At 61.0% G+C, this 25,383-nt stretch carries 24 protein-coding genes and 1 pseudogene; 11 read left to right on the top strand and 14 right to left on the bottom strand.

Going from position 1 to position 25,383, the window contains the following annotated elements; all coding sequences use genetic code 11:
• Window positions 1–54: 54 nt before the first annotated feature.
• The 3 genes from BKA12_RS03775 to BKA12_RS03765 form a co-directional block, all read right to left on the bottom strand.
• Window positions 55–693 (bottom strand): vitamin K epoxide reductase family protein, encoded by a 639-nt coding sequence (locus BKA12_RS03775; RefSeq protein ID WP_183640752.1) that lies wholly within the window; start codon window positions 691–693, stop codon window positions 55–57.
• Between the two features lie 61 nt (window positions 694–754).
• Window positions 755–1,450, bottom strand: a complete 696-nt coding sequence (locus BKA12_RS03770) for a DsbA family protein (protein WP_338087414.1) — start codon at window positions 1,448–1,450, stop codon at window positions 755–757.
• 142 nt (window positions 1,451–1,592) lie between these two features.
• Window positions 1,593–1,925, bottom strand: a complete 333-nt coding sequence (locus BKA12_RS03765; RefSeq protein WP_071214405.1) for an ArsR/SmtB family transcription factor — start codon at window positions 1,923–1,925, stop codon at window positions 1,593–1,595.
• A 203-nt stretch (window positions 1,926–2,128) separates the two neighbouring features.
• On the opposite strand from BKA12_RS03765, the gene BKA12_RS03760 reads away from it, so the two are divergent.
• The 8 genes and pseudogenes from BKA12_RS03760 to BKA12_RS03725 all read left to right on the top strand — a co-directional run bounded on the left by BKA12_RS03760 (window position 2,129) and on the right by BKA12_RS03725 (window position 9,181).
• A complete protein-coding gene (locus BKA12_RS03760) occupies window positions 2,129–2,512 on the top strand; it encodes an ArsR/SmtB family transcription factor (RefSeq protein WP_071214406.1) in 384 nt (127 codons plus the stop codon).
• Entirely contained in the window at window positions 2,509–4,461 is a 1,953-nt protein-coding gene (locus BKA12_RS03755; RefSeq protein ID WP_183640750.1) for a heavy metal translocating P-type ATPase, read from the top strand. The genes BKA12_RS03760 and BKA12_RS03755 overlap by 4 nt, the downstream gene beginning before the upstream one ends.
• Complete coding sequence (lspA, locus tag BKA12_RS03750) at window positions 4,458–4,970, top strand: signal peptidase II (RefSeq protein WP_183640749.1); 513 nt, start codon at window positions 4,458–4,460, stop codon at window positions 4,968–4,970. Before BKA12_RS03755 ends, lspA begins: the two co-directional genes overlap by 4 nt.
• An 85-nt stretch (window positions 4,971–5,055) precedes the next feature.
• Window positions 5,056–5,664, top strand: coding sequence for a cadmium resistance transporter (locus tag BKA12_RS03745; RefSeq protein ID WP_183640747.1), 609 nt, complete (start codon window positions 5,056–5,058; stop codon window positions 5,662–5,664).
• 212 nt (window positions 5,665–5,876) lie between these two features.
• The gene (locus BKA12_RS03740) at window positions 5,877–6,503 is read left to right on the top strand and encodes a TlpA family protein disulfide reductase (RefSeq protein WP_183640746.1); all 627 of its coding nucleotides are present in this window, start codon (window positions 5,877–5,879) and stop codon (window positions 6,501–6,503) included.
• Window positions 6,503–7,060, top strand: a pseudogene (locus BKA12_RS03735) (cytochrome c biogenesis CcdA family protein); the annotation flags it as partial. The gene BKA12_RS03740 and the pseudogene BKA12_RS03735, both read left to right, overlap by 1 nt.
• Before the next feature lie 53 nt (window positions 7,061–7,113).
• Window positions 7,114–8,393 (top strand): IS3 family transposase gene (locus tag BKA12_RS03730; RefSeq protein WP_183640744.1). Its coding sequence is split into 2 segments (ribosomal slippage): window positions 7,114–7,387 and window positions 7,387–8,393, totalling 1,281 coding nucleotides; the frame shifts between segments, so codons are not numbered across the junction.
• A gap of 176 nt (window positions 8,394–8,569) precedes the next feature.
• A complete protein-coding gene (locus BKA12_RS03725; RefSeq protein WP_183640742.1) occupies window positions 8,570–9,181 on the top strand; it encodes a hypothetical protein in 612 nt (203 codons plus the stop codon).
• A gap of 28 nt (window positions 9,182–9,209) precedes the next feature.
• Here BKA12_RS03725 and BKA12_RS03720 read toward each other — a convergent pair whose 3' ends face one another.
• Window positions 9,210–11,489, bottom strand: a complete 2,280-nt coding sequence (locus tag BKA12_RS03720) for a RelA/SpoT family protein (RefSeq protein WP_246361597.1) — start codon at window positions 11,487–11,489, stop codon at window positions 9,210–9,212.
• A 157-nt stretch (window positions 11,490–11,646) separates the two neighbouring features.
• Here BKA12_RS03720 and BKA12_RS03715 point away from each other — a divergent pair, with 157 nt between their 5' ends.
• Window positions 11,647–12,471 carry a tellurite resistance/C4-dicarboxylate transporter family protein gene (locus BKA12_RS03715; protein ID WP_183640739.1) on the top strand — a complete coding sequence of 275 codons (825 nt, stop codon included), beginning with the start codon at window positions 11,647–11,649 and terminating at the stop codon, window positions 12,469–12,471.
• A 370-nt stretch (window positions 12,472–12,841) separates the two neighbouring features.
• Here the strand turns inward: BKA12_RS03715 and secF are convergent, their stop codons facing one another.
• The 9 genes from secF to BKA12_RS03670 form a co-directional block, all read right to left on the bottom strand.
• Complete coding sequence (secF, locus tag BKA12_RS03710; protein ID WP_183640737.1) at window positions 12,842–13,834, bottom strand: protein translocase subunit SecF; 993 nt, start codon at window positions 13,832–13,834, stop codon at window positions 12,842–12,844.
• Window positions 13,827–15,599, bottom strand: coding sequence for a protein translocase subunit SecD (gene secD / locus BKA12_RS03705; RefSeq protein ID WP_183640735.1), 1,773 nt, complete (start codon window positions 15,597–15,599; stop codon window positions 13,827–13,829). The genes secF and secD overlap by 8 nt, the downstream gene beginning before the upstream one ends.
• Window positions 15,600–15,668: 69 nt before the next feature.
• Window positions 15,669–16,166, bottom strand: coding sequence for a preprotein translocase subunit YajC (yajC, locus tag BKA12_RS03700; protein WP_246361596.1), 498 nt, complete (start codon window positions 16,164–16,166; stop codon window positions 15,669–15,671).
• 146 nt (window positions 16,167–16,312) lie between these two features.
• A complete protein-coding gene (gene ruvB, locus BKA12_RS03695) occupies window positions 16,313–17,386 on the bottom strand; it encodes a Holliday junction branch migration DNA helicase RuvB (protein ID WP_183640733.1) in 1,074 nt (357 codons plus the stop codon).
• Complete coding sequence (gene ruvA / locus BKA12_RS03690) at window positions 17,383–18,009, bottom strand: Holliday junction branch migration protein RuvA (protein ID WP_183640731.1); 627 nt, start codon at window positions 18,007–18,009, stop codon at window positions 17,383–17,385. Before ruvA ends, ruvB begins: the two co-directional genes overlap by 4 nt.
• Window positions 18,010–18,084: 75 nt before the next feature.
• Window positions 18,085–18,672 (bottom strand): crossover junction endodeoxyribonuclease RuvC, encoded by a 588-nt coding sequence (ruvC, locus tag BKA12_RS03685; protein WP_183640730.1) that lies wholly within the window; start codon window positions 18,670–18,672, stop codon window positions 18,085–18,087.
• A gap of 4 nt (window positions 18,673–18,676) precedes the next feature.
• Window positions 18,677–19,432 (bottom strand): YebC/PmpR family DNA-binding transcriptional regulator, encoded by a 756-nt coding sequence (locus BKA12_RS03680; RefSeq protein ID WP_183640728.1) that lies wholly within the window; start codon window positions 19,430–19,432, stop codon window positions 18,677–18,679.
• A 2-nt stretch (window positions 19,433–19,434) separates the two neighbouring features.
• Window positions 19,435–20,049, bottom strand: coding sequence for a pyridoxal 5'-phosphate synthase glutaminase subunit PdxT (pdxT, locus tag BKA12_RS03675; protein WP_183640726.1), 615 nt, complete (start codon window positions 20,047–20,049; stop codon window positions 19,435–19,437).
• A complete protein-coding gene (locus BKA12_RS03670; RefSeq protein ID WP_183640724.1) occupies window positions 20,046–21,230 on the bottom strand; it encodes a CapA family protein in 1,185 nt (394 codons plus the stop codon). The genes pdxT and BKA12_RS03670 overlap by 4 nt, the downstream gene beginning before the upstream one ends.
• A gap of 78 nt (window positions 21,231–21,308) precedes the next feature.
• On the opposite strand from BKA12_RS03670, the gene BKA12_RS03665 reads away from it, so the two are divergent.
• Together BKA12_RS03665 and BKA12_RS03660 are read left to right on the top strand one after the other, a co-directional pair.
• Window positions 21,309–23,351, top strand: a complete 2,043-nt coding sequence (locus tag BKA12_RS03665) for a M3 family metallopeptidase (protein WP_183640722.1) — start codon at window positions 21,309–21,311, stop codon at window positions 23,349–23,351.
• Window positions 23,348–24,106, top strand: coding sequence for a GNAT family N-acetyltransferase (locus BKA12_RS03660; protein ID WP_183640720.1), 759 nt, complete (start codon window positions 23,348–23,350; stop codon window positions 24,104–24,106). The genes BKA12_RS03665 and BKA12_RS03660 overlap by 4 nt, the downstream gene beginning before the upstream one ends.
• A 338-nt stretch (window positions 24,107–24,444) precedes the next feature.
• On the opposite strand, the gene pdxS is transcribed toward BKA12_RS03660, so the two are convergent.
• Window positions 24,445–25,371 carry a pyridoxal 5'-phosphate synthase lyase subunit PdxS gene (gene pdxS, locus BKA12_RS03655; RefSeq protein WP_420826506.1) on the bottom strand — a complete coding sequence of 309 codons (927 nt, stop codon included), beginning with the start codon at window positions 25,369–25,371 and terminating at the stop codon, window positions 24,445–24,447.
• Window positions 25,372–25,383: the final 12 nt, after the last annotated feature.

Raw genomic sequence — 25,383 nt, 5'->3', positions numbered from 1 at the left:
CTCCATGGGTTGGCAGAAAATGCGGTTGACGGCCCCGATTGTCTGGCTGACCGGTCAGCCGATGAAAGCGGGCAGGAATCGCAGAAAGACCGACCCTGCGACCAAGACGTAGGCGATGGCCACGAGGGTGCCTGCCCACTCGGCGGCGAGCCTGGTCACGGCCCGGGGCGCGGGAATGACGCCGTGGACGAGGTTGCGGACCGTGAGCAGGATAAACAAGGGGATCATCGCCGCCCACACCACCATGCAGTACAGGCACAGGATGTAGATCTCGAACAGGGCCTGGCTCCAGAGCCAGGCCACGAACACCGCGCCCAAGGTCACTCCGGCTTGCATCCCGGCCCAGTACCAGCGCCCCGGGGAGGCTCCGGAGAGCACCATCATGGCGGTGGCCAGGATGAGGGCGAAGGCGACGATGCCGATCAGCGGGTTGGGGAAGCCGAAGAGTTCCGACTGCCAGGTTCCCATGACCCGCCCGCAGGACACCCAGGGGTTCACATCGCAGCTGGTCACGTGGCCGGGGTTCTCATACAGGGCCAGGCGTTCCAGGACGAGGATGGCCGAGGCGACCCAGCCCACGGCCCCGGTGACCAGCAGCACGAGGCCGAAGGTGCGGGGGCGGGCGAAGCTGGGTACCCGGATCGCCGGGTCCCGGGGGCCGGCTACGGGATCAGCGGTGGCCGGTGTGCTCATGGAGTCTTCTTCCGGATCTGGCGACGGCGGATTAGTTGGCGGCCGTTGCTGCGACGGCGGATTAGTTGGCGGCCGTTGCTGCGACGGCGGCCCTGAACTGTTCCAGGGTTTGCACATTGAGCATCTTTCCATCGAGGAAGAACGTCGGGGTCCCGCTGACTCCCAGGGCCTTGCCGTCGGCGATGTCGAGCTTCACGCGTTCCTCGGTGGCCGGGTCGGCGACGGCGGCATCGTAGGCGGCCATGTCCAGTCCCAGGTCTTCGGCATAGGTGCGGAAGAGGGCGCTTTTATTGTCGGCGGATTCGCCCCACTGGGCTTGGGTGTCGAACATCTTCTTGTACATCGGTTCGTAGGCGTCCTGCTGGGCTGCGGCCTCCACGGCCACGGCGGCGTTCGTGGAGTTCAGGTGCCCTGGCAGCGGGAAGTAGCGGTGGACGAAGGTGACGTTCTCCGAGTACTCGGCGCGCAGCTCCTCGACGAACGGGTAGGCCGCACCGCAGGCTTCGCATTCGTAGTCCAGGAACTCCACCAGGACCGCCTTCTCGCTTGGTGCTTGGGAAAGCACCCGGCTGTTCTCCCGGACGACCTGCTGTTCGGTGGTGGCGGCGTCGGCTGCTTGGGGGGAAGCGGCCTTGGAGTTTCCCTGGGCGACGGCGTAGCCGATGATCGCAGCGACAACGGCGGCGGCCAGCAGGATCCAGACGACGATCTTGGGTTTCTTCGGGGATCGGGTGCTGGGAGGGATCGGAGTGCTCACGTGGTGTTCCGTTCTGTGGCCGGCGTGCACTAGGGCAGGCCGGACGGGTGGGGAGTGTGGGGTGGAATGGCCGTAGCCGGGCGCGGCTGTTCGGTGCACCGTGGCAAGGAGGAATGCGGTTCCCTGATGATCGGCTGTCCCGTCACCGGCAGGTGCATCCTTCGGGGGTGCAGCAATCCGGGTCCACGGTGAGGACGAGTTCCAGCAGATCACCCAAGGCCGATCCGAGCCGTGGGTCGGCCAACCGGTACCAGGTGTTGCGGCCCTCCGGCTGGGCCGCAACCAGTCCGCATCCGCGCAGGCAGGTGAGTTGGTTCGACATCGACTGCCGGGAGACGCCCAGCTCCGTGGCCAGGTCCGAGGGCCTCGCGGGGGCGTCACGCAGGGCCAACAGGATCCGGGTCCGGGTCCCGTCCGACAGGGCGTGGCCCAATTGCGTCAAGGCCGAGGTATGCGTGGGGGTTGCGCTTTTCATCAAACACCACGGTACATGATCCAATGTATAGTGATCCATTTCCGAGGTCGGGTGAAAGCCACCTCACTCGGCATCCAGCATTCGGCCCGACTACGCCTTCTCGATCCCCGACGCTCCCGTCAGTCGAGGTCAGGAGCGTGCCCTGGAAGCCTCCACTGCGTTCATCAAACTCGATATATCGTAATTTACGATATGATCGATGTATGACGATTGAATATAGCGGTGAAGACGGCTGCAAGGGGCTTGACCCGGCAGCCGCCCTGTTCCATTCCCTGGGCGATCCAGCCCGCCTCGCCATCGTCAAGCGGATGGCGCATGGTGAGGTCAGGGTCAGCCAACTGACCCATGAGCTGGGGTTGGCCCAATCGACCGTGTCCACGCACGTGGCCTGCCTGCGGGACTGTGGACTCGTCGAGGGCCGCGCAGAGGGCCGCAGTGTCTACTACTCGCTGACGCGTCCCGAGCTCATGGACATGCTGGCCCAGGCCGAAATCCTCTTGGCCGCGACCGGCAACGCGGTGAGCCTGTGCCCGACCTATGGCACCGCCGCCAGGGAAAACGACACCATCCAGGAGAGTGCCCGATGAGCGACGCCTGCGGCTGCAGCGACGAAACAATGGCCCCCGGCACGGCAGGCGAAGAGAAAGCGGAAGGCTTCTGGCAGGTGAGAGAGGTCCGTGCCGCCGCCGTGTCCGGGGTGCTGCTGCTGGCTGGCTGGATCACTTCCCTGGTCGGGGGCCCGCAGTGGCTGACCTTGCCGCTGGAAATCATCGCGTTGCTGGTCGCGGCCTGGACCTTCGTTCCCTCCACGCTGCGGAGCTTGGTTAGGGGCAAGATCGGCGTCGGCACCCTGATGACGATCGCCGCGGTGGGCGCGGTGCTGCTGGGACAAATCGAGGAAGCAGCGATGCTCGCCTTCCTCTATGCCATCTCCGAAGGCCTGGAGGAATATTCCCTCGCCAAGACCCGGCGGGGTCTGCGCGCCCTGTTGGACCTCGTCCCGGCCGAGGCAACGGTGCTGCGCCACGGCACCCAGTTCACCGTATCCCCGGCAGAACTCGTCCCCGGGGATCGGATGGTCGTGCGCCCGGGGGAACGGCTCGCCACGGACGGCAGGATCGTCACCGGGCGCACCTCCCTGGACACCTCGGCGTTGACCGGCGAATCGGTGCCGGTCGAAGCCGGTCCGGGAACCGAGGTCTGGGCCGGTTCCATCAATGGCACCGGCCCGCTGGAGGTCGAGGTCACCAGCACCGCGGAGAACAACTCCCTGGCACGCATCGTGCACATCGTGGAGGCCGAACAGTCCCGCAAGGGCCCCGGCCAACGCCTGGCCGACTCCATCGCCAAGCGGCTCGTCCCGGGTATCCTCATCGTCGCGGGCCTGATCATCGTCTTCGGGTTCATCGTCGGGGAACCCGTGCTCTGGTTCGAACGCGCCCTGGTGGTGCTGGTCGCCGCCTCGCCCTGCGCGCTGGCGATCTCCGTGCCCGTCACCGTCGTGGCCTCCGTCGGTGCGGCCAGCCGCATCGGCGTGCTGATCAAGGGCGGCGGGGCGCTGGAAACCCTGGGCAGGATCCGCACCATCGCCTTGGACAAGACCGGCACCCTCACCCGCAACCAACCGGCCGTCATCGACGTCGCCACCGCCGGCCCGGCGACCCGCACGCAGGTGCTGGCGCTGGCCGCCGGGCTCGAAGAACGCAGCGAGCACCCGCTGGCGCGCGCCATCCTCGCCGCGACCCCGGACCGGGCCAACGTCACCGACGTGGACACGGTCCCCGGAGCCGGACTGGAAGGCCTGCTCGACGGGCAAAAGGTGCGCCTGGGCCGCCCGGGTTGGATCGAGCCCGGTGAACTGGCCGCGGATGTGGAGCGCATGCAACGGGCCGGTGCCACGGCGGTGCTGATTGAACAGGACGGCCAGGTAGTGGGAGCCGTGGCGGTCCGCGACGAGCTTCGCCCCGAAGCCCGAGAAGTCATCGCCCGGCTTACCCGGTCCGGCTACACGACAGTGATGCTCACCGGCGACAACACCATCACCGCCAACGCCCTGGGGAAGGACGCCGGCATCACCGAGGTCCACGCCGATCTGCGCCCCGAGGACAAGGCGGACATCATCCGCCGGCTCAAGGCGAACCGGCCCACCGCCATGGTCGGTGACGGCGTCAACGACGCCCCTGCCCTGGCCACGGCCGACACCGGCATCGCCATGGGTGCCATGGGCACCGACGTCGCCATCGAGACCGCCGATGTCGCACTGATGGGCGAGGACCTGAACCACCTGCCCCAGGTGCTGGACCACGCCCGGCGGACCCGCCGCATCATGCTGCAAAACGTCGGGCTGTCCCTGCTGCTGATCGCCCTCCTGATCCCGCTTGCCTTGTTCGGGATCCTCGGGTTGGCGGCCGTGGTCCTGATCCACGAGCTGGCCGAGATCCTTGTCATCGCCAACGGCGTTCGTGCCGGACGGATAGCACGGAAAAACCAGCTTGACGCCCGGCAGCCCGGCCCCGTGTTGGAGCCTGCGGCATGAGCGCGGCAGCCGAGCGGACCACAGGAGGGCGGTCCGGCCACTTCCGGTCCCGGTCCCGGACCGTGATGCTGGGCGGGGCGGCGTTGCTCGCCGCCACCGACCTTGTCTCGAAGTGGGTGGCGGAGAGAAACCTGACCGTGGGCGAGTCCCTGGGCCTGGGGCCGCTGGACATCAGGCTGTTTTACAACACCGGGGTGGCCTTCAGCCTCGGCGCGTCCCTCCCGCCCTGGACGGTCGCGGCCGCGACCGGGCTGATTATCGCGGCCCTGTTCTGGTTCCTGCTGGCTTCCGAACCGGCCATGACCGGGCTCTCCCGCACGGGGGCGGCCCTGTTGCTCGGCGGCGCATCGGGGAACTTCATTGACCGGCTGGACGGGCGCGGGGTCGTGGACTTCCTGCACAGCGGATGGTTCCCCACCTTCAACCTCGCAGACGTCTTCGTCACCGGGGGTGCCGCCTTGATGGTCCTCGGGGCGTTCAGGCGCCAACCGGAAGAAAATCCCGGATAGTCCGTCCGACTCGCCCTGCCGCAATCCGGCGCAGCGCGGACAAAATACCGGTGGCGCCACCGATCCCCCACCCTGAAAGGACACCATGGATCTCATCCCCTCCATCCTGCAGGCCATCGGCCTGTTCATGGCCACCAACATCGACGACATCATCGTGCTCTCATTGTTCTTCGCCCGCGGTGCCGGACAGCGCGGGACAACGGCCCGGATCCTGGCGGGCCAGTATCTCGGCTTTGGCGGAATCCTCGCCGCGGCCGTCCTCGTGGCGCTAGGCGCAGGGGTATTCCTCCCTCCCCAGGCGATCCCCTACTTCGGCCTCATCCCCCTGTTCCTCGGCCTGTGGGCGGCATGGCGAGCCTGGCGAGCCTGGCGGGCAGCCGACGACGACGATGATGCCAAAGTCGCTGGCAAGAACGTGGGGGTATTGACTGTCGCGGCTGTCACCTTCGCCAACGGCGGGGACAACATCGGGGTCTATGTTCCGGTTTTCCTCAGCGTGGGACCGACCGCCGTGGTGGCATACTGCATCGCCTTCCTCGCACTGGTTGCAGTTCTCGTGGTGCTGGCCAAGTTCCTTGCCACGCGCCGGCCGATTGCCGAGGTCCTGGAACGCTGGGAAGACATCTTGTTCCCTCTCGTCCTCATCGGCCTCGGGGTGTTCATCCTCGTCGAGGGAGGGGCCTTTGGACTCTAACAAGTCCACCTCCGGCAAGGACAGGGCCGGCACGCTTTCGTCACCGCAATCCCCGAACCCCGAAACCGAACTGGAACAGGTTGCCACATAACCCCAGCAATCCACGGTGGGGACGGTGCCGGTAATACCGGAACCCGCCTCGCAGTCCGCAATGTATATACCCAGCGTGGACCTCTTGGCCAACGCTGCTAACATCCCAGGAGCTAGAAATCATGGCCGACCACCTTCCGTCCCCCTTGAAGTATGCGGGACGCCGCGCTTTCCTGCGTGCAGCCGTGCTTGGCGCCGCTGTCCTGCCACTGGCGGCATGTGTGGGAGATGAGGACTCCCTGGCCAAGCAGGCGCGGGAGGGAAACAACAAGAACTACATAGCCGGCGATGGCTCGGTGGAGGAATACGGTCCGGAATCCCGCACCGCACCGGTCAAGATCAGCGCGGTGGCCTACGACGGAACCACCATTGATTCGGCCACCTGGGTGGGCCAGGCAACGGTGCTGAACTTCTGGTACGCGGCATGTGCACCGTGCCGGATCGAGGCCCCGCACTTGGTGGAACTCAGCAGCGAATATGAGGGCAAGGTCGAGTTCATTGGCATCAATGTGCGCGACGAGAAGGAGGCCGCCGAGGCGTTCGAGCGCACCTTCGGCATCACCTACCCCTCGGTGCAGGACACCCAGGGCGCGATCCAGCTGGCCATGACCCAGTACGTTCCGTTGCAAGCGGTGCCCACCACCCTGGTGCTGGATAGGCAGGGCAGGGTCGCGGCACGCATTCTGGGTGCTGCAGAAAAAAGTACGCTCAAGGCCCTGATCGATACCGCCCTCACCGAGGCCCTGTGATGCTTTCATCGCTCGTTGCCTGCCTCGCAATTCCTGCACAGGGGGGCAACCAGTTTGCAGAGATTGTGCAGGACGGTTCGCTGATCCTCGCGGTCCCCGTCGCCATCCTTGCGGGACTGGTCTCCTTCCTGTCCCCGTGCGTGCTGCCCTTGGTGCCTGGCTACCTGGGTTACGTCACCGGCCTGTCCGGCGCCGACCTCGCCGAACAGAAGCGTGGTCGCATGGTCGCGGGCATTGGGCTGTTCATCCTCGGTTTCACTGCCGTCTTTGTCCTGGCGGGCGTGGTCTTTTCACAGATCGCCGTCTGGATGAGATTCGAAGGTTCTTGGGTCACCCAACTCCTGGGCGTGCTGGTGATCCTCATGGGCGTGGTGTTCATGGGCGGTTTTTCCTTCATGCAACGCGATGCGAAAATCCATCGCAAACCACCCGCAGGGCTTTGGGGGGCGCCGGTGCTCGGGGTGACCTTCGGCCTGGGCTGGGCTCCCTGCATCGGGCCAACGCTGGCGGCAGTCCTCGCGATGAGTTCCGGAATCGACCCGAACCCCGCCAAGGGTGAAGCGTCCTAGGTTTGATGCCGCTCCTGTTTGAGTCTAGGAGAATGAGCAGTATGTCTAAGATCATCGATCCGGAAGTGAAAGCGCGCGCCGTGCGTCTTGTCACGGAGCACTCGCCGGAGTATCCGTCGTTGACGGCCGCGGTCACGGCTGTAGCGAAGCAGCTCGGTGTGGGGAAGGAGTCGTTGCGTCGTTGGGTGATCCAAGCCCAAGTCGATACCGGCGAACGCAGAGACGTCACAACGAACGAGCAGTCTGAGATCAAGCGGCTCAAGGCCGAGAACCGGCGGCTGCGAGAAGACGTGGCGATCCTTCGAGCGGCAACATCTTTCTTCGCGGGGGAACTCGACCCCCGCAACCGTTGATGGCTGCGTGCATTGATCAGATGAACGCAGCTGGGTTCGCGGTCGAGTCGATCTGCCGGGTCTTGCGCGAGCAGGGCTACCAGATCGCCGCGAGAACCTACCGCTACTGGAAACAGGATGCGGTGGCGGCCAGAACGATGGCCGACGCGCTCGTGGTCGACAAGGTCCGCGACCTGGCATGGACCACCACTGCGTCCGGGCAGCGCACGATGACGCCTGAGGGCCTCTACGGTCGGCGGAAAATGACCGCACTGGTGCGCCGTCAGCCCGGTTTCGTGAACGCTTCCGCAGGGGCTGTTGATCGGGCGATGACCCTTCTGGGGCTCGCTGGGGTACGCCGGGACAAGGGAATCCGCACCACGATACCGGCCAAAGACGGCACTCGGGCCGGTGACCTGCTCGACCGGGATTTCACCGCCCCACGGCCAGACCACACCTGGGTCATGGACTTTACCTACGTGAGGACCTGGGCAGGATTCTGCTACGTCGCGTTCATCGTTGACGTGTTCTCGCAACGCATTATTGCCTGGCATGCCGCTACCAGCATGCACACGAATCTGGTGCTCATCCCGTTACGGATGGCTGTATGGCAGCGTGAGCGAGACGGTCACCCGATCCAGCCCCGTTCGTTTCGGGCCCACTGCGATGCCGGGTCCCAGTACACGTCGCTGCGCTACACCGAACGCCTTGCGCTCGAGCAGATCCAGCCCTCGATCGGGTCCGTCGGGGACGCTTACGATAATGCGCTCATGGAAAGCATCAACGGCCTTTACAAGGCCGAGTGCATCCGCACCACGATCTTCCACTCAGCTCCTTACAAAACCCTCGCCGACGTCGAATACGCCACCGCCGGCTGGATCGATTGGTACAACAACCGACGCCTCCACTCCAGCTTGGGATATATTCCCCCTATGGAGTTCGAAACCGCCCACTACGCGACCTTCAACCGAGAGCCGCAACCCGCATGAAAGCGGCAAAAAACCTAGTGCGCTTCACTCGACAAAACCTTAGCGTCGGATATTCCACTTTTTCACAAGCCACCCCGTCTTCGTGAGTTATCAACACATTTGCCGGCTCTGGCCTCACGTCTGGTTCTTTTTGGCATGGTTGAGGGCAACAAGCTTTCTGGGGCGAAGGGCAAACCATGACTGTTCACGCACTATCCGCGGGTGAGGCAATGACTGCCGAACCGGTGGAGCTTTATGCCGCGTCCAAGCACGGGCACACCTCCCATGAATTGGCCGCGCTGTCCCTTGATGCTCACGTCTACGAAATCTTGCCGGGAACCTTCGTCGCTAGTCATACACAGATAGACCCGAGCGTCCGGCTTCGCGCGCTTGGTGCTTCTGTGGGTCTCAAGGCGGCACGAGCAGGCGTCTTTGCGCGACTGACGGCTTCCTGGGTTTTTGGGTGTGCACCTTTGCCCGAGCGGTTGACGCTCCATGTAGAGCAATATCACCGGCCCCTGCCGAATAACTCTCCGTTGCCGCTGTTGACGTTGCAAGCGCCGGTCGGTGTGAGGGGCAAACGGGTGCTAGGAGAGCTGTCCGTCACGAGTTTGCGGCGTACAGCTCTAGACCTGGCGGCCTACCCTGAGGGGCAGGATAGCCACCAAGCGTTGGTACGGCTGATCAGGAAGTACCCGGAGACGCTCGATACGGACCGGCTGCTCTCAAATCTCGTGACGCAGCGCAGAGCATCGATTCACAAGCACCTGATCGCAGCTGTACGCGACTCACAACGATTCACCGAGTAACTGAGCCTCAGCGACAGACAGAGCTTGTCTACGCGCGCCTGGTACCGCCGGAGGTTCGATACACGTCATACACGCCGTCGATACGACGAACCGCATTGAGCACGTGGTCAAGATACTTCGTGTCCGTCATCTCGAAGGAGAAGCGGGACAAGGCAGTACGCTCGCGAGTGGTGTGCACGTTGGCACCAAGGATGTTCACGTGGTTCTCGGAGAGAACGCGCGTGACATCAGACAAAAGACTCTTACGGTCCAAGGCTTCCACCTGGATCTCCACGAGGAACACAGATTCTTTCGTAGGAGCCCATTCGACGTCCACGAGACGTGCCGGATCGAGTCCTGGCTGGAGGATGTTAGGGCAATCCTCGCGATGCACCGAGACGCCGGAACCCTTCGTCACGAATCCACGAATAGGATCCGGTGGGACCGGAGTACAGCAGCGAGCAAGCTTTGCCAGCACATCGCCTGCGCCACGAACCATGACGCCCGAGTCTGAGTACTCGATGCGGGGACGCTTCGGTGCCTCGACCGGGTAGATCTCTTCTTCGGCCTCTTGCGGATCTTGCTGACCCACCAACATTTGAAGGTGCTCAATGGCGTTCTGCGCGGAGACATTGTTGTCGCCAACAGCCGCATAGAGGCTCGCGATGTCATTGAGATGTAGCTCGTGAGCCACCGCGGTGAGCGTGTCATGAGACATGATCTTTTGCAGCGGCATGTTGGACTTACGGAGTGCCTTGGTCAGCAGCTCCTTACCGCGATCGATGGACTCTTCGCGGCGTTCCTTGGTGAACCACTGACGAATCTTCGTGCGAGCGCGGGCGCTCTTGACGAAGTTTTGCCAGTCCTGGCTAGGTCCAGCGCCTTCGGCCTTGGACGTGAAGATCTCTACCCAGTCGCCGTGATGAAGCGTTGAGCTCAGCGGAACTAGCTTGCCGTTGACGCGCGCACCGATGGTTCGGTAACCCACTTCAGTGTGCACGGCGAAAGCGAAGTCCACCGGGGTGGAACCGGCTGGCAGACCCATGATGTCGCCCTTAGGCGTGAAAACATAAACCTCGTCCGAGCCGATCTCGTAACGAAGCTCATCGAGGAACTCTTCCGGGTCACGCGATTCCCGCTGCCAGTCGGCGAGCGACCGCAACCAGTTGATGTTCGCGCTGTCGTTCGTGTCGCCCGAGCTAGTACTGACGCGGTGCTTGTACTTCCAGTGCGCGGCGACGCCGTACTCAGCGCGGCGGTGCATGTCATGGGTACGGATCTGGATTTCTACGAGCTTGCCCTCAGGACCAACCACGGTCGTGTGCAACGACTGATAGGTGTTGTACTTGGGCATGGCGATGTAGTCCTTAAACCGCCCAGGCAAAGGATTCCAGCGCGTGTGCAACGCACCCAAAGCGGCGTAGCAGTCCTTGACGGTATCCACCAGAATGCGGACGCCCATGAGGTCATGGATCTCATCAAAGTCTTTTCCGCGCACCACCATCTTTTGGTAGATGGAGTAGTAGTGCTTGGGGCGGCCAGTGATAGTTGCCCGAATCTTGGCACGGAAAAGATCATCGTCGATTTCCCGACGAACCTTCGCGAGGTACTTTTCGCGCTCGGGGGTTCGCTCCCCCACCAAGCGGACGATCTCGTCATAAACCTTGGGGTGCAACGCTGCGAACGAGAGATCTTCAAGCTCCCACTTCACTTGGTTCATACCCAAGCGGTGAGCCAGCGGTGCAAAGATTTCTAGGGTCTCGCGGGCCTTCTTGGCGCTCGACTCCGGGGACACGTAGCGCCACGTACGGGCGTTGTGTAGGCGGTCGGCAAGCTTGATGAACAAGACGCGGATGTCCTTGGACATCGCGATGACCATTTTGCGAACAGTCTCCGACTGAGCGGCCTGACCAAACTGAACCTTGTCCAACTTGGTGACGCCATCAACCAGCATCGCCACTTCTTCACCGAAATCCCGTTTGAGATTCTCGAGTGAATACTCCGTGTCCTCCACGGTGTCATGAAGAAGCGCGGCCGCGAGAGTGGTTCCACCCATGCCCATTTCCGCAAGGATGGTAGCCACCGCTACAGGGTGGGTGATGTAGGGATCGCCGCTCTTGCGCTTCTGGCCCGTGTGACACTTTTCAGCCACCGTGTAAGCACGAGTAATGAGATCGAGATCTTCGCGCGGGCTGTTGGCACGGACGGTTCGCAACAGAGGTTCCAAAATAGGAGGCGTCTCATGCGCGGTGCGTCCGGCGAACCGAACGAATCGTGACAGGCCGGTCGCGCGGCGAGGCGGATTCGTAGGCGAGCTGGTCTCAGCCATGAACATCACACCCTTTCGCTGTGCAGTTTCCCTTATCAAACGCGAAAACTGTTTCAACTATTCATGAATAGGTGAAACAATATCTCACTTTCTCGAGATGAGAGTTGTCTTTACGCGAGTATGAGCACGAGTCCCGCTAGCCGCTTGAAGTGAAGTCATGCATTCGCCAGACGCTTCTACTCAAGGACCACTCAGCTCACGCAGCACGCTGAGTAGTGACGGTAAGACGTCAATAGCTCGCTCATTCGCCAGCATGCCTCCGGCGTCCTTCGCTTTCGTGATGGCCACCGGAATTGTGTCTACGGGACTAAAGCTCGCTGATGCAGAGTTACCTTCGCGAATCCTCTTTGTCATCGCAGTCCTTGGTGCCGCCATCTTGGCCGTTGGACTGATGATTCGGCTCGGTCGATCATTCGGCGACGTGATGGCGGACCTCCGCGCACCAGCTCGAGCTTTTGGATTCTTCACCCTCGTTGCCGCGGCGAATATGCTGAGCACCAGGTTCGATCTTTTCGGATGGCGCGCTCCCGCTTTGACGCAAGCGGTTCTCGGCGCGTTGCTCTGGTTTATTCTCACCTACGCTGTACCGACACAGTTGCTCTTCGCGGAGCGCCAGAGATCCATCATCGAAGACATCAACGGCAGCTGGTTTCTGTGGGCCGTCGGTACGCAGTCCGTTGCGCTGACCGCAACCATGGCAGCACGCGTTTACGAATCAGCCCTCATGGCTGCTGCAGCCGTAGGCCTGTGGGCCGTGGGCGTCGCCCTGTATCTGATCTTGGCTACCTTGGTGACCATCAGGCTGCTTCTTCATGCCATCGAGCAAGAGCCGTTGAGCCCCACTTATTGGATCTACATGGGCGCCACAGCGATCTCAGTTCTCGCAGGAGCGCAGATCTTGCATCTACCGTCAGAGCTTCCGGTTATGGCCGCAACAGCGCCGATAGTTTCAGGTATCAGCTACATGCTGTGGGCGCTGTGACTCTGGTTGATCCCACTGCTCCTGATCTTCGGCGTCTGGCGACACCTCATGAAGCGTCAGTCCCTGCGCTATGAGATGAGCTATTGGAGCATCGTCTTCCCGCTGGGGATGTATGCAAGTGCCAGCATGAAATTTTGAAGCGTCCAGGGGTTGGACTTCATGACGGACATTGGACACGTCATGATCTGGGTTGCACTGGTGGCGTGGGTCGCCGCAAGCACAACCATGATCGCCGCAGGAATCGGGTGGCTACGGCGCTCAAAATCTGCCGCCTGGGACCAACATCCCCAGAACGGACGCTTAAAAGACAAGGGGCTGTTTCACCCGAAAACTACGGAGTGAAACAGCCCCTGCGATTCAGCAGTAATGCCTATGCCTCAGCAGGCCAGCTCTCGCGTGCAGCCTTGACTCGTGCAGCCTGATCCTTGACGGCCTGTTCGCCACTACGCAAAGTTGCGTACAACGGAGCCTGCACAAAGATCGTTGCCAGAGTTGCCACGATGATGCCCACGAACAGTGCCAGGGACAAGTCGCGCAACGTACCGGCGCCTAGCAAGTATGCACCGATGAACAAGATGGAAGCCACTGGAAGGACCGCTACCATCGAGGTGTTGATGGAACGCACCAAGGTCTGGTTGATCGCGAGGTTCACGCGGTCAGCAAACGTGTGTTCCGTCTGGTTCTCGTAGTCCTCGGTGTTCTCACGAATCTTGTCGAAGACCACCACGGTGTCATACAAGGCGTAGGACAAGATGGTCAAGAAGCCGATGATCGCGCTAGGCGTCACTTCGAAGTCAGACAGCGAGTAGATGCCGGCCGTAATGATGACGACTACCAAGAGTCCCACCACAGCAGCTACGGACATCTTCCACGTACGGAAGTACAGCGCCATCAAGATGGTCACGAGCACCACGAACGCCACCAAACCAAGGAGCGCCTGCTGGGAAACGTCTTGTCCCCAGGTAGGACCCACGAAGGTCGAGGTCACGTTGGATGCCGGAACGCCGTAGGCGTCACTTAGGGACTTTGCGACGGAGAGCGTCTGGTCGTCAGACAAACGGTCCGTCTGGACGCGCATGGTGCCAGGTGCAATGTTCGTGACGTGAGGCTCCACGTTCGGAGCAACTGCGCGAACCACTTCCTCGCCCGGTGCAACATCGGTGTGCTGCACTTGCGAGATCGTGAACTCAGATCCACCTCGGAAATCGATTCCCAAGTTGAAGCCGCCCTTGATCACCGGAACGACGATGGACAGTGCCACCAGCACCAAAGTGATGATGAACCAAAGCTTGCGCTTTTCAACGAACGGGTAAGAGCGTTTGCCGGAGTGGAGATCATTTCCCCATTGAGCGAGACTAGGCATTGTCAGCCCCCTTTCCCGATTCGTGATCCGCGGTTGCGGACGCTGATTGATTTTCTTGAAGACGACGACGTTCGGCGATCGTCAGGCGTTCACCGTTGGTTGCGGCGCCACGAGCCTTGCGGGACGATTCCTTCGCAACTGAAGCTGCGCCGTCGTCCTCCGAAGAGCCCTTGCCTGCAGGTACCGTGACCGGTTCGCGGAACTTGCCCGCTCCCTTGTAGAACGGCTCAGCGCCCAAGAGGCGCGGATCCATGCCGGAGAGGCGGTGGCCATTGCCGAAGAAATTCGTGCGGGCCAGCAACTGCAGCATCGGGTGGGTGAAGAGGAAGACCACAATGAGGTCGGCGATTGCCGTCAGACCCAAAGTGAAGGCGAAGCCTCGCACGTTACCCACGGCCACGATGTAGAGAACCACAGCAGCCAAAAGGTTCACTGCCTTGGAAGCTAGAATCGTGCGGCGAGCACGGTCCCAGCCGGTTTCCACGGCGGCGGTGAGCGGCCGGCCGTTACGCAACTCGTCACGCACACGTTCGAAGTACACGATGAAGGAGTCGGCAGTCAGACCGATTGCCACGATGATGCCGGCGACGCCAGCGAGTGACAGGCGGTAGTTCTGCAGCCAGCCGAGGATCGCGATAGCCAAGTACGTCAAGATACCGGCGATGATGAGCGACGCAATGGTCACGAAGCCGAGGGCGCGGTACTGGAACAAAGAGTAGATAGCCACCAAGAGCAGACCAATAAGGCCTGCGATGAGACCCATCTTCAACTGATCCTGACCCAAGGTTGCAGAAATCTGCTGCTCGGACTGGATCTCGAAGCTAATAGGAAGAGCGCCGTACTTGAGCTGCTCAGAGAGCGCGCGAGCGGACTCTTCCGTGAAGCTACCGGTGATCTGTGCGCGGCCATCAGCGATCACTGCGTTGGCGGTAGGAGCCGAGAGAACAGTGCCGTCCAAGAGGATAGCGAACTGGTTCTGGAAGCCGGTAGCTGCAACCAAACGCTCCGTCACCTGACGGAACTTCGTGGCGCCTTCGCCGTTGAACTCAAGGTTGACGGCCCACTGGCCCGTGCTCATACCCTGCGAGTTGCTGGCCATGCCGAAGGAAGCGTTGGAGATATCCGTACCAGGAACCTCTACCGGTCCCACAATGTACTTGTACTGCGTGTTGGGATCACACGTAATAGCAGGCTTGGTGGGATCGTTCTGCGGACGCTCCGGCTTGGCAAGTTCAGTGGGGCAATCGTAGGCCTCGAACTTCTTGAACAGATCCTTGGAGACCCAGTTGGTGTCAGAGGCGTTCTTCGGCTCAGCCGTTGGAGCAGGAATGTCCTTGTCCGCGGTGCGGGATGCCTCAGGAGTTGCAGTCCATGCTGCGCCGGTGATGACCGGGCGGAACTCCATGTTGGCGGAAGCCTGAATGAGTTCGCGAGTCTTCGTGTCCGGAGTACCGGGCATCGAAACCACCACGTTGCGGCCGGACTGCGTGGTGATTTCCGCTTCGGAAACACCCGTGCCGTCCACACGCTGGCGAATAATTTCAACAGCTTGGTCCAGCTGATCTTGAGAGACTTGCGAATTGCCTTGAACGCGCGGAGCCAGGATCATCTGGGTGCCGCCTTCAAGGTCCAGCGCGAGCTTCGGGGCCCACGTGGTCTGGTTAGTGAGCACTCCCGCTGTGAGCAGACCGCTCAAAGCAACGAGGATGACCACCAACCAGGTGAGCCCGGCACGCGCGTGGCGGACTGGTTGAGTCAATGCCATCTAGAAACAACTTTCACAATTACGGACACGAGCGCACTGCTTGGGTAAACAGTGCGCTCGGTTCAAAGATTAGAAGGACTTGTTGTCGCCGTCTCGACGCTGTTCGTCGTTGAGGGTTCCATCAAGTGGCTGGTCTTCCTGGGCACGCGGTGCTGGGGTTTCGGTGCGCGGTGCTGCATCCAGCGAAGAGGCGTCATCCGGAACAACGACGTTCTCATCCTGAGCAACAGCGGCGGCCTCGTCAGGCGTAACAACCTGGCCAACAGCCTGCGTGTGCACGGTGGCGATGTTTCCAGGGGAAAGTTCCAGCTGCACCTTGTTGTTGGCTTCATCCACGGAAACAACAGTTCCGAAGAGGCCGAAGGTCGTCATGACCTGTGCGCCCGGAGCCAAGCTGGACTTGATCTTTTCCTGAGCCTCACGAGCCTTCTTGCGTCCGCGGAACATCATGAAAATCATGAGTGCCAGCGCGGCAAAAAGCACCAAGGTAAAAGGATCAAATCCGGTTGCTTGCTGCTGAGCAGCCTGGGCTACAACGGCGAGTGGCGCCACCATAAGGGAAGTCAAGAATGTACCTATTCGTCAATCGTCGGCGTGCCGTCCGGGTCAAAAAGCAGAGGACGGCCTTCGCCATTCTATAGGTCTTATCTCACAGTTTCCTTGAAGGCTCACTTAGTACGACGACGCAACTCGGCCACGCGCACCGCCTGCGGTTAGTCCTCGCTAACGATGGGCGATTCTTCGTCGTCAAAGGAAATGTAGCTTTGACCTGAGAAGACCGCGTCCTTCGGCATGGTGAGGCCAAGGTGTTCCCAGGCCTGCGGGGTGGCGATACGTCCACGTGGTGTGCGGCCCAAGAGGCCTTCACGCACCAGAAACGGCTCGGCAACAGTTTCTACGGTTTCGGTCTCTTCACCCACAGCAATGGCGAGTGTGGAAAGACCGACCGGTCCCCCGCCGAATTTCGTGCAGAGCGCATGAAGAACGGCTCGGTCAAGACGGTCGAGACCCCTGGCGTCGACCTCATACATGTCGAGCGCGGCGGAGGCCGTACGTGCATCAATCTGTTCGATGCCGTGAACCAGCGCCCAGTCGCGAACGCGGCGCAGCAAACGGTTGGCAATACGGGGCGTGCCACGCGAGCGGGATGCGACTTCGTAGAATCCGGCCGAATTGACCTTGAGATCCATGAGCATCGCGGAACGGCGCAGCACGAGTTCGAGTTCCTCAACGGAGTAGAACTCGAGGTGGCCAGTAAAACCGAAACGGTCGCGTAGTGGGCCAGGCAACAAGCCGGCTCGCGTAGTGGCGCCAACCAACGTAAACGGCGGCAGATCCAGTGGAATGGCCGTGGCGCCAGCGCCCTTACCCACCACAATGTCCACGCGGAAGTCTTCCATCGCCATGTAGAGCATTTCCTCTGCAGGACGGCTCATGCGGTGGATTTCATCCAAGAACAGCACTTCGCCTTCGCTGAGCGAGGACAGAATTGCTGCAAGGTCGCCGGCATGCTGAATCGCAGGACCGGACGAGATGCGTAGCGGCGAGTTCATCTCGGCCGCAATGATCATGGCGAGCGTGGTCTTTCCGAGGCCTGGAGGGCCTGAAAGCAACACGTGGTCGGCAACGCGTTCGCGAATCTTCGAGGCTTCGAGCACCAAGGACAACTGCTGACGCACTCGAGGCTGGCCTACGAAGTCATCCAGGTTCTTTGGGCGAAGAGCGGCCTCAATGATGCGCTCGTCTGGCTCAGCACCGGCAGTGGTGAGTGGACCTTCTCCACTCATGCGCTACGACCTGCTACAGAGTTACCGAGCGTGCGCAGCACGGCGCGGAGAATTTCTGGGACCGAACCGCGTTCGGCAAGTTCTGGTTCTGTCTCTGGGAACTTGGCGAGCATGCGCTTGGCGTCCTTCTCAGACCAGCCCAATCCAACGAGCGCTTCGGTGACTTGTGGCTCCCACACGTTCTCGCCGATGGCTAACGGAATGGCACCCTGGTCTTCGCCAGTGGGTGCGAGCTTTCCAGCCAGTTCCAGGACAATGCGCTGCGCGCCCTTAGGACCAATGCCGGGGACCTTAGTGAAGGCATTGACGTCCTTGGTGGTGGTGGCCACGCGGACGGCTTCGGCGGAATGCACCGCAAGAATGGCCAAGCCAATGCGGGGTCCCACGCCGGAGACGCTGATCAAGACTTCGAAGACATCTCGGGAACCTGCATCAGCGAATCCATAGAGATTCATCGAGTCTTCGCGAACCACCATGTGCGTGTGAAGAGTGGCGCTCTCCCCTACGTGCAGGGAGGCCAAAGTGCTGGGAACAGAGTGGACGAACATTCCAAAACCGTTGACATCGATCACTGCATGGGACAGCCCAACGTGCGCCACCGTGCCTGTCAGCGTTGCAATCACCCGTTCACCTTTCGAAAGTACTCACTCAAGAGTTTAGAACACATCTACGAAAAAGGTACTGCAACAACGCGTCCACTAGCGGGAGCGTGTGCGGCGCGCCGCCGCTTCCGCGGCAGCCCAGGCCTTTTGCGCAGGCGTTTGCGCACTGGCTGATCGTGAGGATGCGCTTGCTTGAGAACCAGGGGCCGCGCCTCGCCAACCGTGCGTAATGGCGAGTGCCAAGGCGTCCGCGGCGTCAGCCGGTTTAGGGACTTCGGTCAACCGAAGAATCTTCGTGACCATCTTTCCCACGGCATCCTTGGATGCCTGGCCACTGCCTGTGACGGCAGCTTTGACCTCGGTCGGCGTATGAAGAGCCACCGGGATTTTGCGGCGAGCGGCCGCGGCAATCACAATGCCGGAGGCCTGAGCCGTACCCATCACCGTTGAGACATTCGTACTGGCGAAGACGCGCTCGATAGCCACGACGTCTGGCTTGTGCTTATCTAGCCACGCCTCAATGCCTTGATCAATGCGCAAGAGCCGCTCATCCAAAGGTTGATTGGCTGAGGTGCCAATGACTTCCACTCCAACGAGTTGCGTGCGCCGATTCGTTTCGACATCGACGCACGCTAAACCGCAGCGAGTGAGACCGGGGTCCACCCCGACCACTCGAAGAGTCACTGAATTAGTCTTCTTCCAACTCGGCCATAACCTCTGGGGAAATGTCCACGTTGGAGTAGACGTTCTGGACGTCATCCAGTTCTTCCAAAGCGTCGGCAAGCTTCAAGAACTTGCGGGCAGCATCGGCGTCGAGCTCGACGTTCATCGAGGACACGAATTCAACTTCGTCAGACTCGTAAGCGATTCCGGCTTCGTCCAGGCTGGCAACTACGGCGCGCAAGTCCTGTGGCTCGGAGTGAACTTCGAAGTTCTCGCCGGATTCCTTGACCTCTTCAGCACCAGCGTCGAGGACTGCCATGAGCAAGTCGTCTTCGGTCAAGTCGTTCTTCGGCAAGCCGACAACGCCCTTGCGGGTGAACTGGTAGGCAACAGAACCTGGGTCAGCGATGGATCCGCCGTTACGGGTAACCGTCACGCGAACCTCGGATGCAGCGCGGTTCTTGTTGTCCGTCAAACATTCGATCAAGAGCGCGGAACCCTGTGGGCCGCGTGCTTCGTACATGATCTCTTGGTAGTCGATGGACTCGCCGGTCAGACCAGCTCCGCGCTTGATGGCGCGGTCAATGTTGTCATTGGGAACAGACGTCTTCTTCGCCTTCTGCACTGCCAATTCGAGCGCAGGGTTGCCAGCCATATCGGCGCCACCGGCGCGTGCTGCAACTTCAATGTTCTTGATGAGCTTGGCGAAAGACTTGGCGCGCTTCGCGTCAATAACAGCTTTCTTGTGCTTAGTGGTTGCCCATTTGGAATGGCCTGACATGCCTAAGCTTCCCCTCGTATGATCTTAATGAATAGTTCGTGAACGCGGCGCTCCCCCGAAACTTCGGGATGGAAGCTCGTCGCGAGCAAATTCCGCGAACGGACTGCAACAATTCTAGTCGCATCGAGCGACGGTACCTGGACGCTCGCGAGGATCTCGACGTTCTCCCCCACGGATTCCACCCACGGCGCCCGAATAAAGACGGCCTTTAATGGCTTATCCAGTCCCTTGAATTCAATGTCTTCTTCGAAAGAATCCACTTGACGGCCAAACGCATTTCGCCGCACGGACATATCAATTCCACCAAAGGTTTGTTGCGGATTACCCTGCAAATCATAGGCAGGATCCACCACGCGGTCCGCCAGCATGATCAAGCCTGCGCAGGACCCATAGACCGGCAATCCGCCCGCAATGGCTTCCTTGATGGGCTCGGCGATCTCGAAGATGCGGCTCAGTTTGTCAATGGTGGTGGACTCCCCGCCAGGGATGATGAGTCCATCCAGCCCGTGTAGTTCACGGGCGCGCCGGACGGGAACGGTAGAAAGTCCCAAGTCCTCAATGGCGTTAATGTGTTCGCGAAAATCGCCCTGCAGAGCGAGTACTCCAATGGTGGTCATGAAGAATAATTATCCTTCCTCGCGCCGTCATTATCTGCACCGAGCTTGTTCACGGTATCCGTGGTGCGTTTGAGGCTCGCAGCGTCCTCTTCTGGCGAGGTACAAACAGTCGAGGTTCCCAGCGCGCACCAGCGGTCCGGCTGACGCGCCATGATGTGCGGCGTCCACGCCGGAGCATCCGTTTTCCACGCGCCGGAAGCATCCTTTGCGAAGCGGAATCGCACCGTCAAACCTTCGCGGTTAACGGCCAGATTCGTGGCGTGCCGAGCCACCGAATTTCCCAGGCCATAAACCAGCCACGTGTCTTCATACTTCTCAATCGGCAGCACCGAATGCGTGTGATGCCCATAGATCGCATCGAATTCGCCCGAGTCCGCGAGCTTCTTCATAGTGCGCTCTTGAGAGGCCGAAGGCATGGACACATATTCCGTGCCATCGTGGGTACCCGCGAGCACAACGTCCGCACCGGCCGCACGCGCCGCTTTCGCCTTCGCGATCATCGCTTCGGTATCAATCATGTCCACGCGCCACGAGGTATCCGCCCGCAAGCCATTGAGGCTGTAGGTGCCCACCACGAACGCCACCTTCACGCCGTTGGATTCGACAATAAGCGGCTTCGATGCCTCTTCAGCGGTCGCGTATGAACCCGTCGTCGCAATACCGGCCTCGTGCAGCGTCTCTAGAGTTCTCACTACCCCTTCAGTGCCCGCATCAACGGTGTGATTGGACGCGGTAGAGCAGACGTCATAGCCAGCCTGCTTCAACGCCGTGGCAATTTCCGGCGGCACCGTGAAACTCGGATAGCCCCGATACGGCCCGCCCTGTTCCGCGAGCGGGGTCTCCATGTTGCACACGCCAATCGCATTCTCCGGGAGCAACGGCTTCAACCCGGCCAGCAGCGGCGCGAAGTCGTAGCTGCCATCGGACTGTTTGGCGTTCTCCCACAGCGCCGGATGAAGCAAAACATCCCCGGAGAGCACCACATCGACACACGAGCTGGCCGCGCAATCCTCCGCGGCTGGGCTGGTAGCGGAGGCCGCGCTGGGAGCGGAGCTGGCGGCGTCGTAATGAGTAGCAATTCCGGAGGACGACGGCGCAGCTTGCGTCCCCGCAGAGCATCCCGTGAGCGCTGTGGTGAGGAGAACCGCGGTGGCGAGGGCGGCGCGAGAGGTGACAGTCACACTGCCGAGGGTAGTCCGATGCAAGCTGGCCTGTGGCGTTCATGGCGCGTGTCTACTCTGTGTGAAAAGCTGGAGCTTATGACCAACCCGTTCTTCGAAGCACCCACCAACGACTATTTGGTTCCAGATTTTGGCAGACTATTTGCCGCTGACTACGTGGAAGCCATCACGGAAGGCATTTGGCGCCAGCGTGCCGAGATTGCTGACATCGCTTCGGATAGTTCGCCAGCGACTTTTGAGAACACGTTTGTTGCGCTCGAGCGCTCGGGTGCGTTGTTGCGGGATGCCGAGATGGCGTTCTCAAATGTCTACCCAGCGCACAGCACGCCGGAGATCCAGGCCGCGTACAAAGAGATCAGCGCACTGACCACGGCTCATCAGAACGATGTGCTGCAGAACGCCTCGCTGTTTGAGCGCATTTCTGCCGTAGACACTTCGGGTTTGACCGGCGAGGATGCTCGTTTGGCGAGCGAGCGGTTGCGGGACTTTGAACTGGCCGGCGCGCGACTTGATCAGGTGCAGAAGGATCGAATCCGTGCCATCAATGATCGGGTTGCTGAGTTGTCCGCGCTGTTTTCTGCGCGAGTATTGGCTGGCTTGAATCAGCACGCTTTGTTGGTGACGGATGAGGCCGAACTTGATGGCCTCGATGCGTCCCAGATTTCTGCAGCTCGCGATGCTGCCCAAGACAAGGGCCTGGACGGCTGGTTGCTGACGTTGTCCTTGTTCTCTGCGCAGCCTGCATTGTCTTCGTTGAAGAACGCCGCTGTGCGCGCTCGCTTGTTTGAGCGTTCCATTGCGCGTGGCTTGCCGAATTCTGGCGGCATTGAGCCTGTGGGTGACGCTACCGAGGAGACGGAGACGTTGTCCTTGGCTCAGGAGATCGCCACGCTGCGTGCGGAGAAGGCAGGCCTCTTGGGCTTCGCGAACTACGCCGAACTGGCATTAGCGAAGCAGACGGCTCCCTCGACCGCAGCCGTGGACCAGCAGCTCAAGACTCTCGCAAAGGCCGCATGGACCAATGCGCTTGCTGAGCGCGAGAAGCTCCAAGACGTTGCTGGCGGCGAGATTGCAGCGAGCGACTTCCCGTTCTACCTGCAGCAGGTTCGCGCGTCCGAATACAAGCTAGACTCCGCCGCGCTCAAGCCTTACTTTGAGCTGAACAAGGTCCTGACCGAGGGCGTCTTCTTCGCGGCCAACAAGCTTTACGGCCTCACGTTCACCGAACGCAATGACATCCCCGTCTACCACCCGGATATCCGCGTGTGGGAAGTTTCCAACGCTGACGGATCGGCGCTAGGACTTTTCTTCGGCGACTACTTCGCCCGCTCCACCAAGACCGGTGGCGCCTGGATGAACAGCATTCGTGGTGGCTCCCAGCTTGTGGGCGACAAGCCGGTGGTCACCAATACGATGGGCATTCCTCGTCCGCCAGCAGGACAGCCTGCTTTGCTCACGTTGGACGAAGTCAACACGATGTTCCACGAGTTTGGGCACGCTCTGCACGGCCTGTTCAACGTGGCCAAGTACCCATCGCTGTCCGGCACGGCCGTTCCTCGCGACTTCGTGGAGTACCCGTCCCAGGTCAATGAGATGTGGGCACACTGGCCAGAGGTCATTGAGAACTATGCCCACCACGTAGAAACCGGCGAGCCACTTCCTACCGAAATCCTCGAGCAGTTGAAGGCCTCATCCCTATGGGGCGAAGGCTTCGCGACCACCGAGTACTTGGGCGCTGCAATCTTGGACTGGGCTTGGCACCAGCTGGCTCCCGGCCAGACCGTCGAGGACCCGCTGGCCTTTGAAGAGCAAGCACTTCGCGAGGTGGGCTTCGATCCATCCATCATCGCGCCGCGCTACCGCACCGGCTACTTCCAGCACATCTTTGTGCACATGTACTCGGCCGGCTACTACTCCTACATCTGGAGCGAAATGCTGGACGCTGACACCGTGGAATGGTTCACCGAAAACGGTGGACTGAACCGCGACGCCGGAGACACCTTCCGCAACGTCCTCTTGGCACCGGGCAACTCCCTGGATCCGCTCTCGTTGTTCCGCAACCTGCGCGGCCGCGACGTCAACCCTCAGTTCCTTCTTGAACGCCGGGGGCTTGTCGCGTGACCACAATTCGCGATGCTCAATCCTCGCTGACCGCTTGGTACGGCGATCTTGCTGCAGCCACGGGCGGCCGCACTTACACCAGCAGCGGCTGCCAATGGGTGTGGTTGCCTGCACGCAATCGCCTGCACTTGATGTTCCCCGAGAAGCCCACGGCTTCGAGCCTTCGCCCGGGACTTGCCGAAGGCGTGCGTCTCGGCGCTCGCGATGTCTATGCGTGGGTCAACGCGAGCGTCCGCCCGGGTGTGCTTGAGGAGTTTGGCTTCCAGCCCGGTCCCCCGCTCATGTGGACGCATGGCCTCTTGCAGCCCACGCCGACGGACAAGTTGGCCGACTTCAACATCTCCATCGCTTCGTCGGTGCCTGGTGCTCGCGGTGCTGACGTTGATGAACTCGATGTCGCCAACGGCGCGTGGCCCGTTCGCCATGCACTCGCGTTGGACGCTTCTGGCCAGCCAGTGGGTCGCGGCTTTGCGCGACGCGGGCCGTCCGGTCTGGTTTCGCTGCACAGTATCGCCGTGGCCTCCGATGTACGACGACGCCGCGTAGGTACCGCTCTCGTGCGGCGGCTCTTGAACGAGTTCGGTTCTACGGACGAGGCCAACGGCGAGTCCTTGAACGGCGCCGACGCAGGAAACTCGGTCACGAGGCTTCCGATTGTCGCGGCCGCCGGACCACTCGCGCAGCCCTTTCTTCGTTCCTTGGGCCTCCAGCCCCTAGGCGTAGGCCGTCAGCTCAAGCTCCGCATCCCGCGCTAGAGCCAAAGCAGCGCTATGACGTCAGAGCGATTGATCGCCAGAACGTCAGAGCGCTAGCGCGCCAAGAGACGTCTGAGCCCCCAAGCCCCACCATGTGAGGCCAATTCTCTACAAGAAAATTCAAAAAACTTGTAGAGAATTGGCCGCGCATACTAGGTGCGTTTGGGGCGAGGCGCTTGGTGGAACAAATCACCCAAACACAGCGACGCCCGAACGGAATCTTTCAATCCGTCCGGGCGTCGCTCCTTATGGCTTGAGCTTGTTTGAGCTTCGAGCTGGAGTGTTTACAAGCTGCGCCCTGTTTACCAGCTGCGCTCTGTTTACCAGCTGCGCTCTATTTACCAACCGCGCTCTGCGAGGCGATGTGGCTGAGGGATCTCATCCACGTTGATGCCCACCATGGCTTCGCCGAGACCGCGGGAGATCTTGGCGAGCTGATCTGGATCGTCGAAGAACGTGGTGGCCTTGACGATTGCGGCAGCGCGTTCGGCAGGGTTGCCGGACTTGAAGATGCCGGAGCCCACGAAAACGCCGTCGGCGCCGAGCTGCATCATCATTGCAGCGTCAGCTGGGGTTGCAATGCCACCGGCGGTGAAGAGCACCACTGGAAGCTTGCCGGTAGTGGCGATTTCCTTGACAAGTTCGTAAGGAGCCTGAAGTTCCTTAGCAGCGACGTACAGCTCGTCTTCTGCCATGGACTTGAGGCGACTGATCTCGGCGCGGATCTGGCGCATGTGGGTGGTGGCGTTGGAAACGTCGCCGGTTCCAGCTTCACCCTTGGAGCGGATCATTGCGGCACCTTCGTTGATGCGACGCAATGCTTCACCGAGGTTGGTGGCGCCACAGACGAAAGGAACCGTGAACTTCCACTTGTCGATGTGGTTGGAGTAGTCAGCTGGGGTCAACACTTCTGACTCGTCGATGTAATCGACACCCAACGACTGAAGAATTTGAGCTTCCACGAAGTGGCCGATACGCGCCTTGGCCATGACGGGGATCGACACAGCCTCGATGATGCCGTCGATCATATCCGGATCAGACATACGCGATACGCCGCCCTGAGCACGGATGTCAGCCGGAACGCGCTCAAGAGCCATGACAGCAACAGCGCCAGCATCTTCAGCGATGCGAGCTTGCTCAGGCGTAACAACGTCCATGATGACGCCGCCCTTGAGCATTTCTGCCATTCCGCGCTTGACGCGCGAGCTGCCGGTCACGCCCGTAGAAGCGTTGGATTCATTTGCGGACACGAGTGGTCCTTTCACAAATTCGAGGGG

The organism is Neomicrococcus lactis (assembly GCF_014200305.1).
Classification (GTDB): Bacteria; Actinomycetota; Actinomycetes; order Actinomycetales; family Micrococcaceae; genus Neomicrococcus; species Neomicrococcus lactis.
This window is presented reverse-complemented; position numbering and strand designations above follow the sequence as displayed.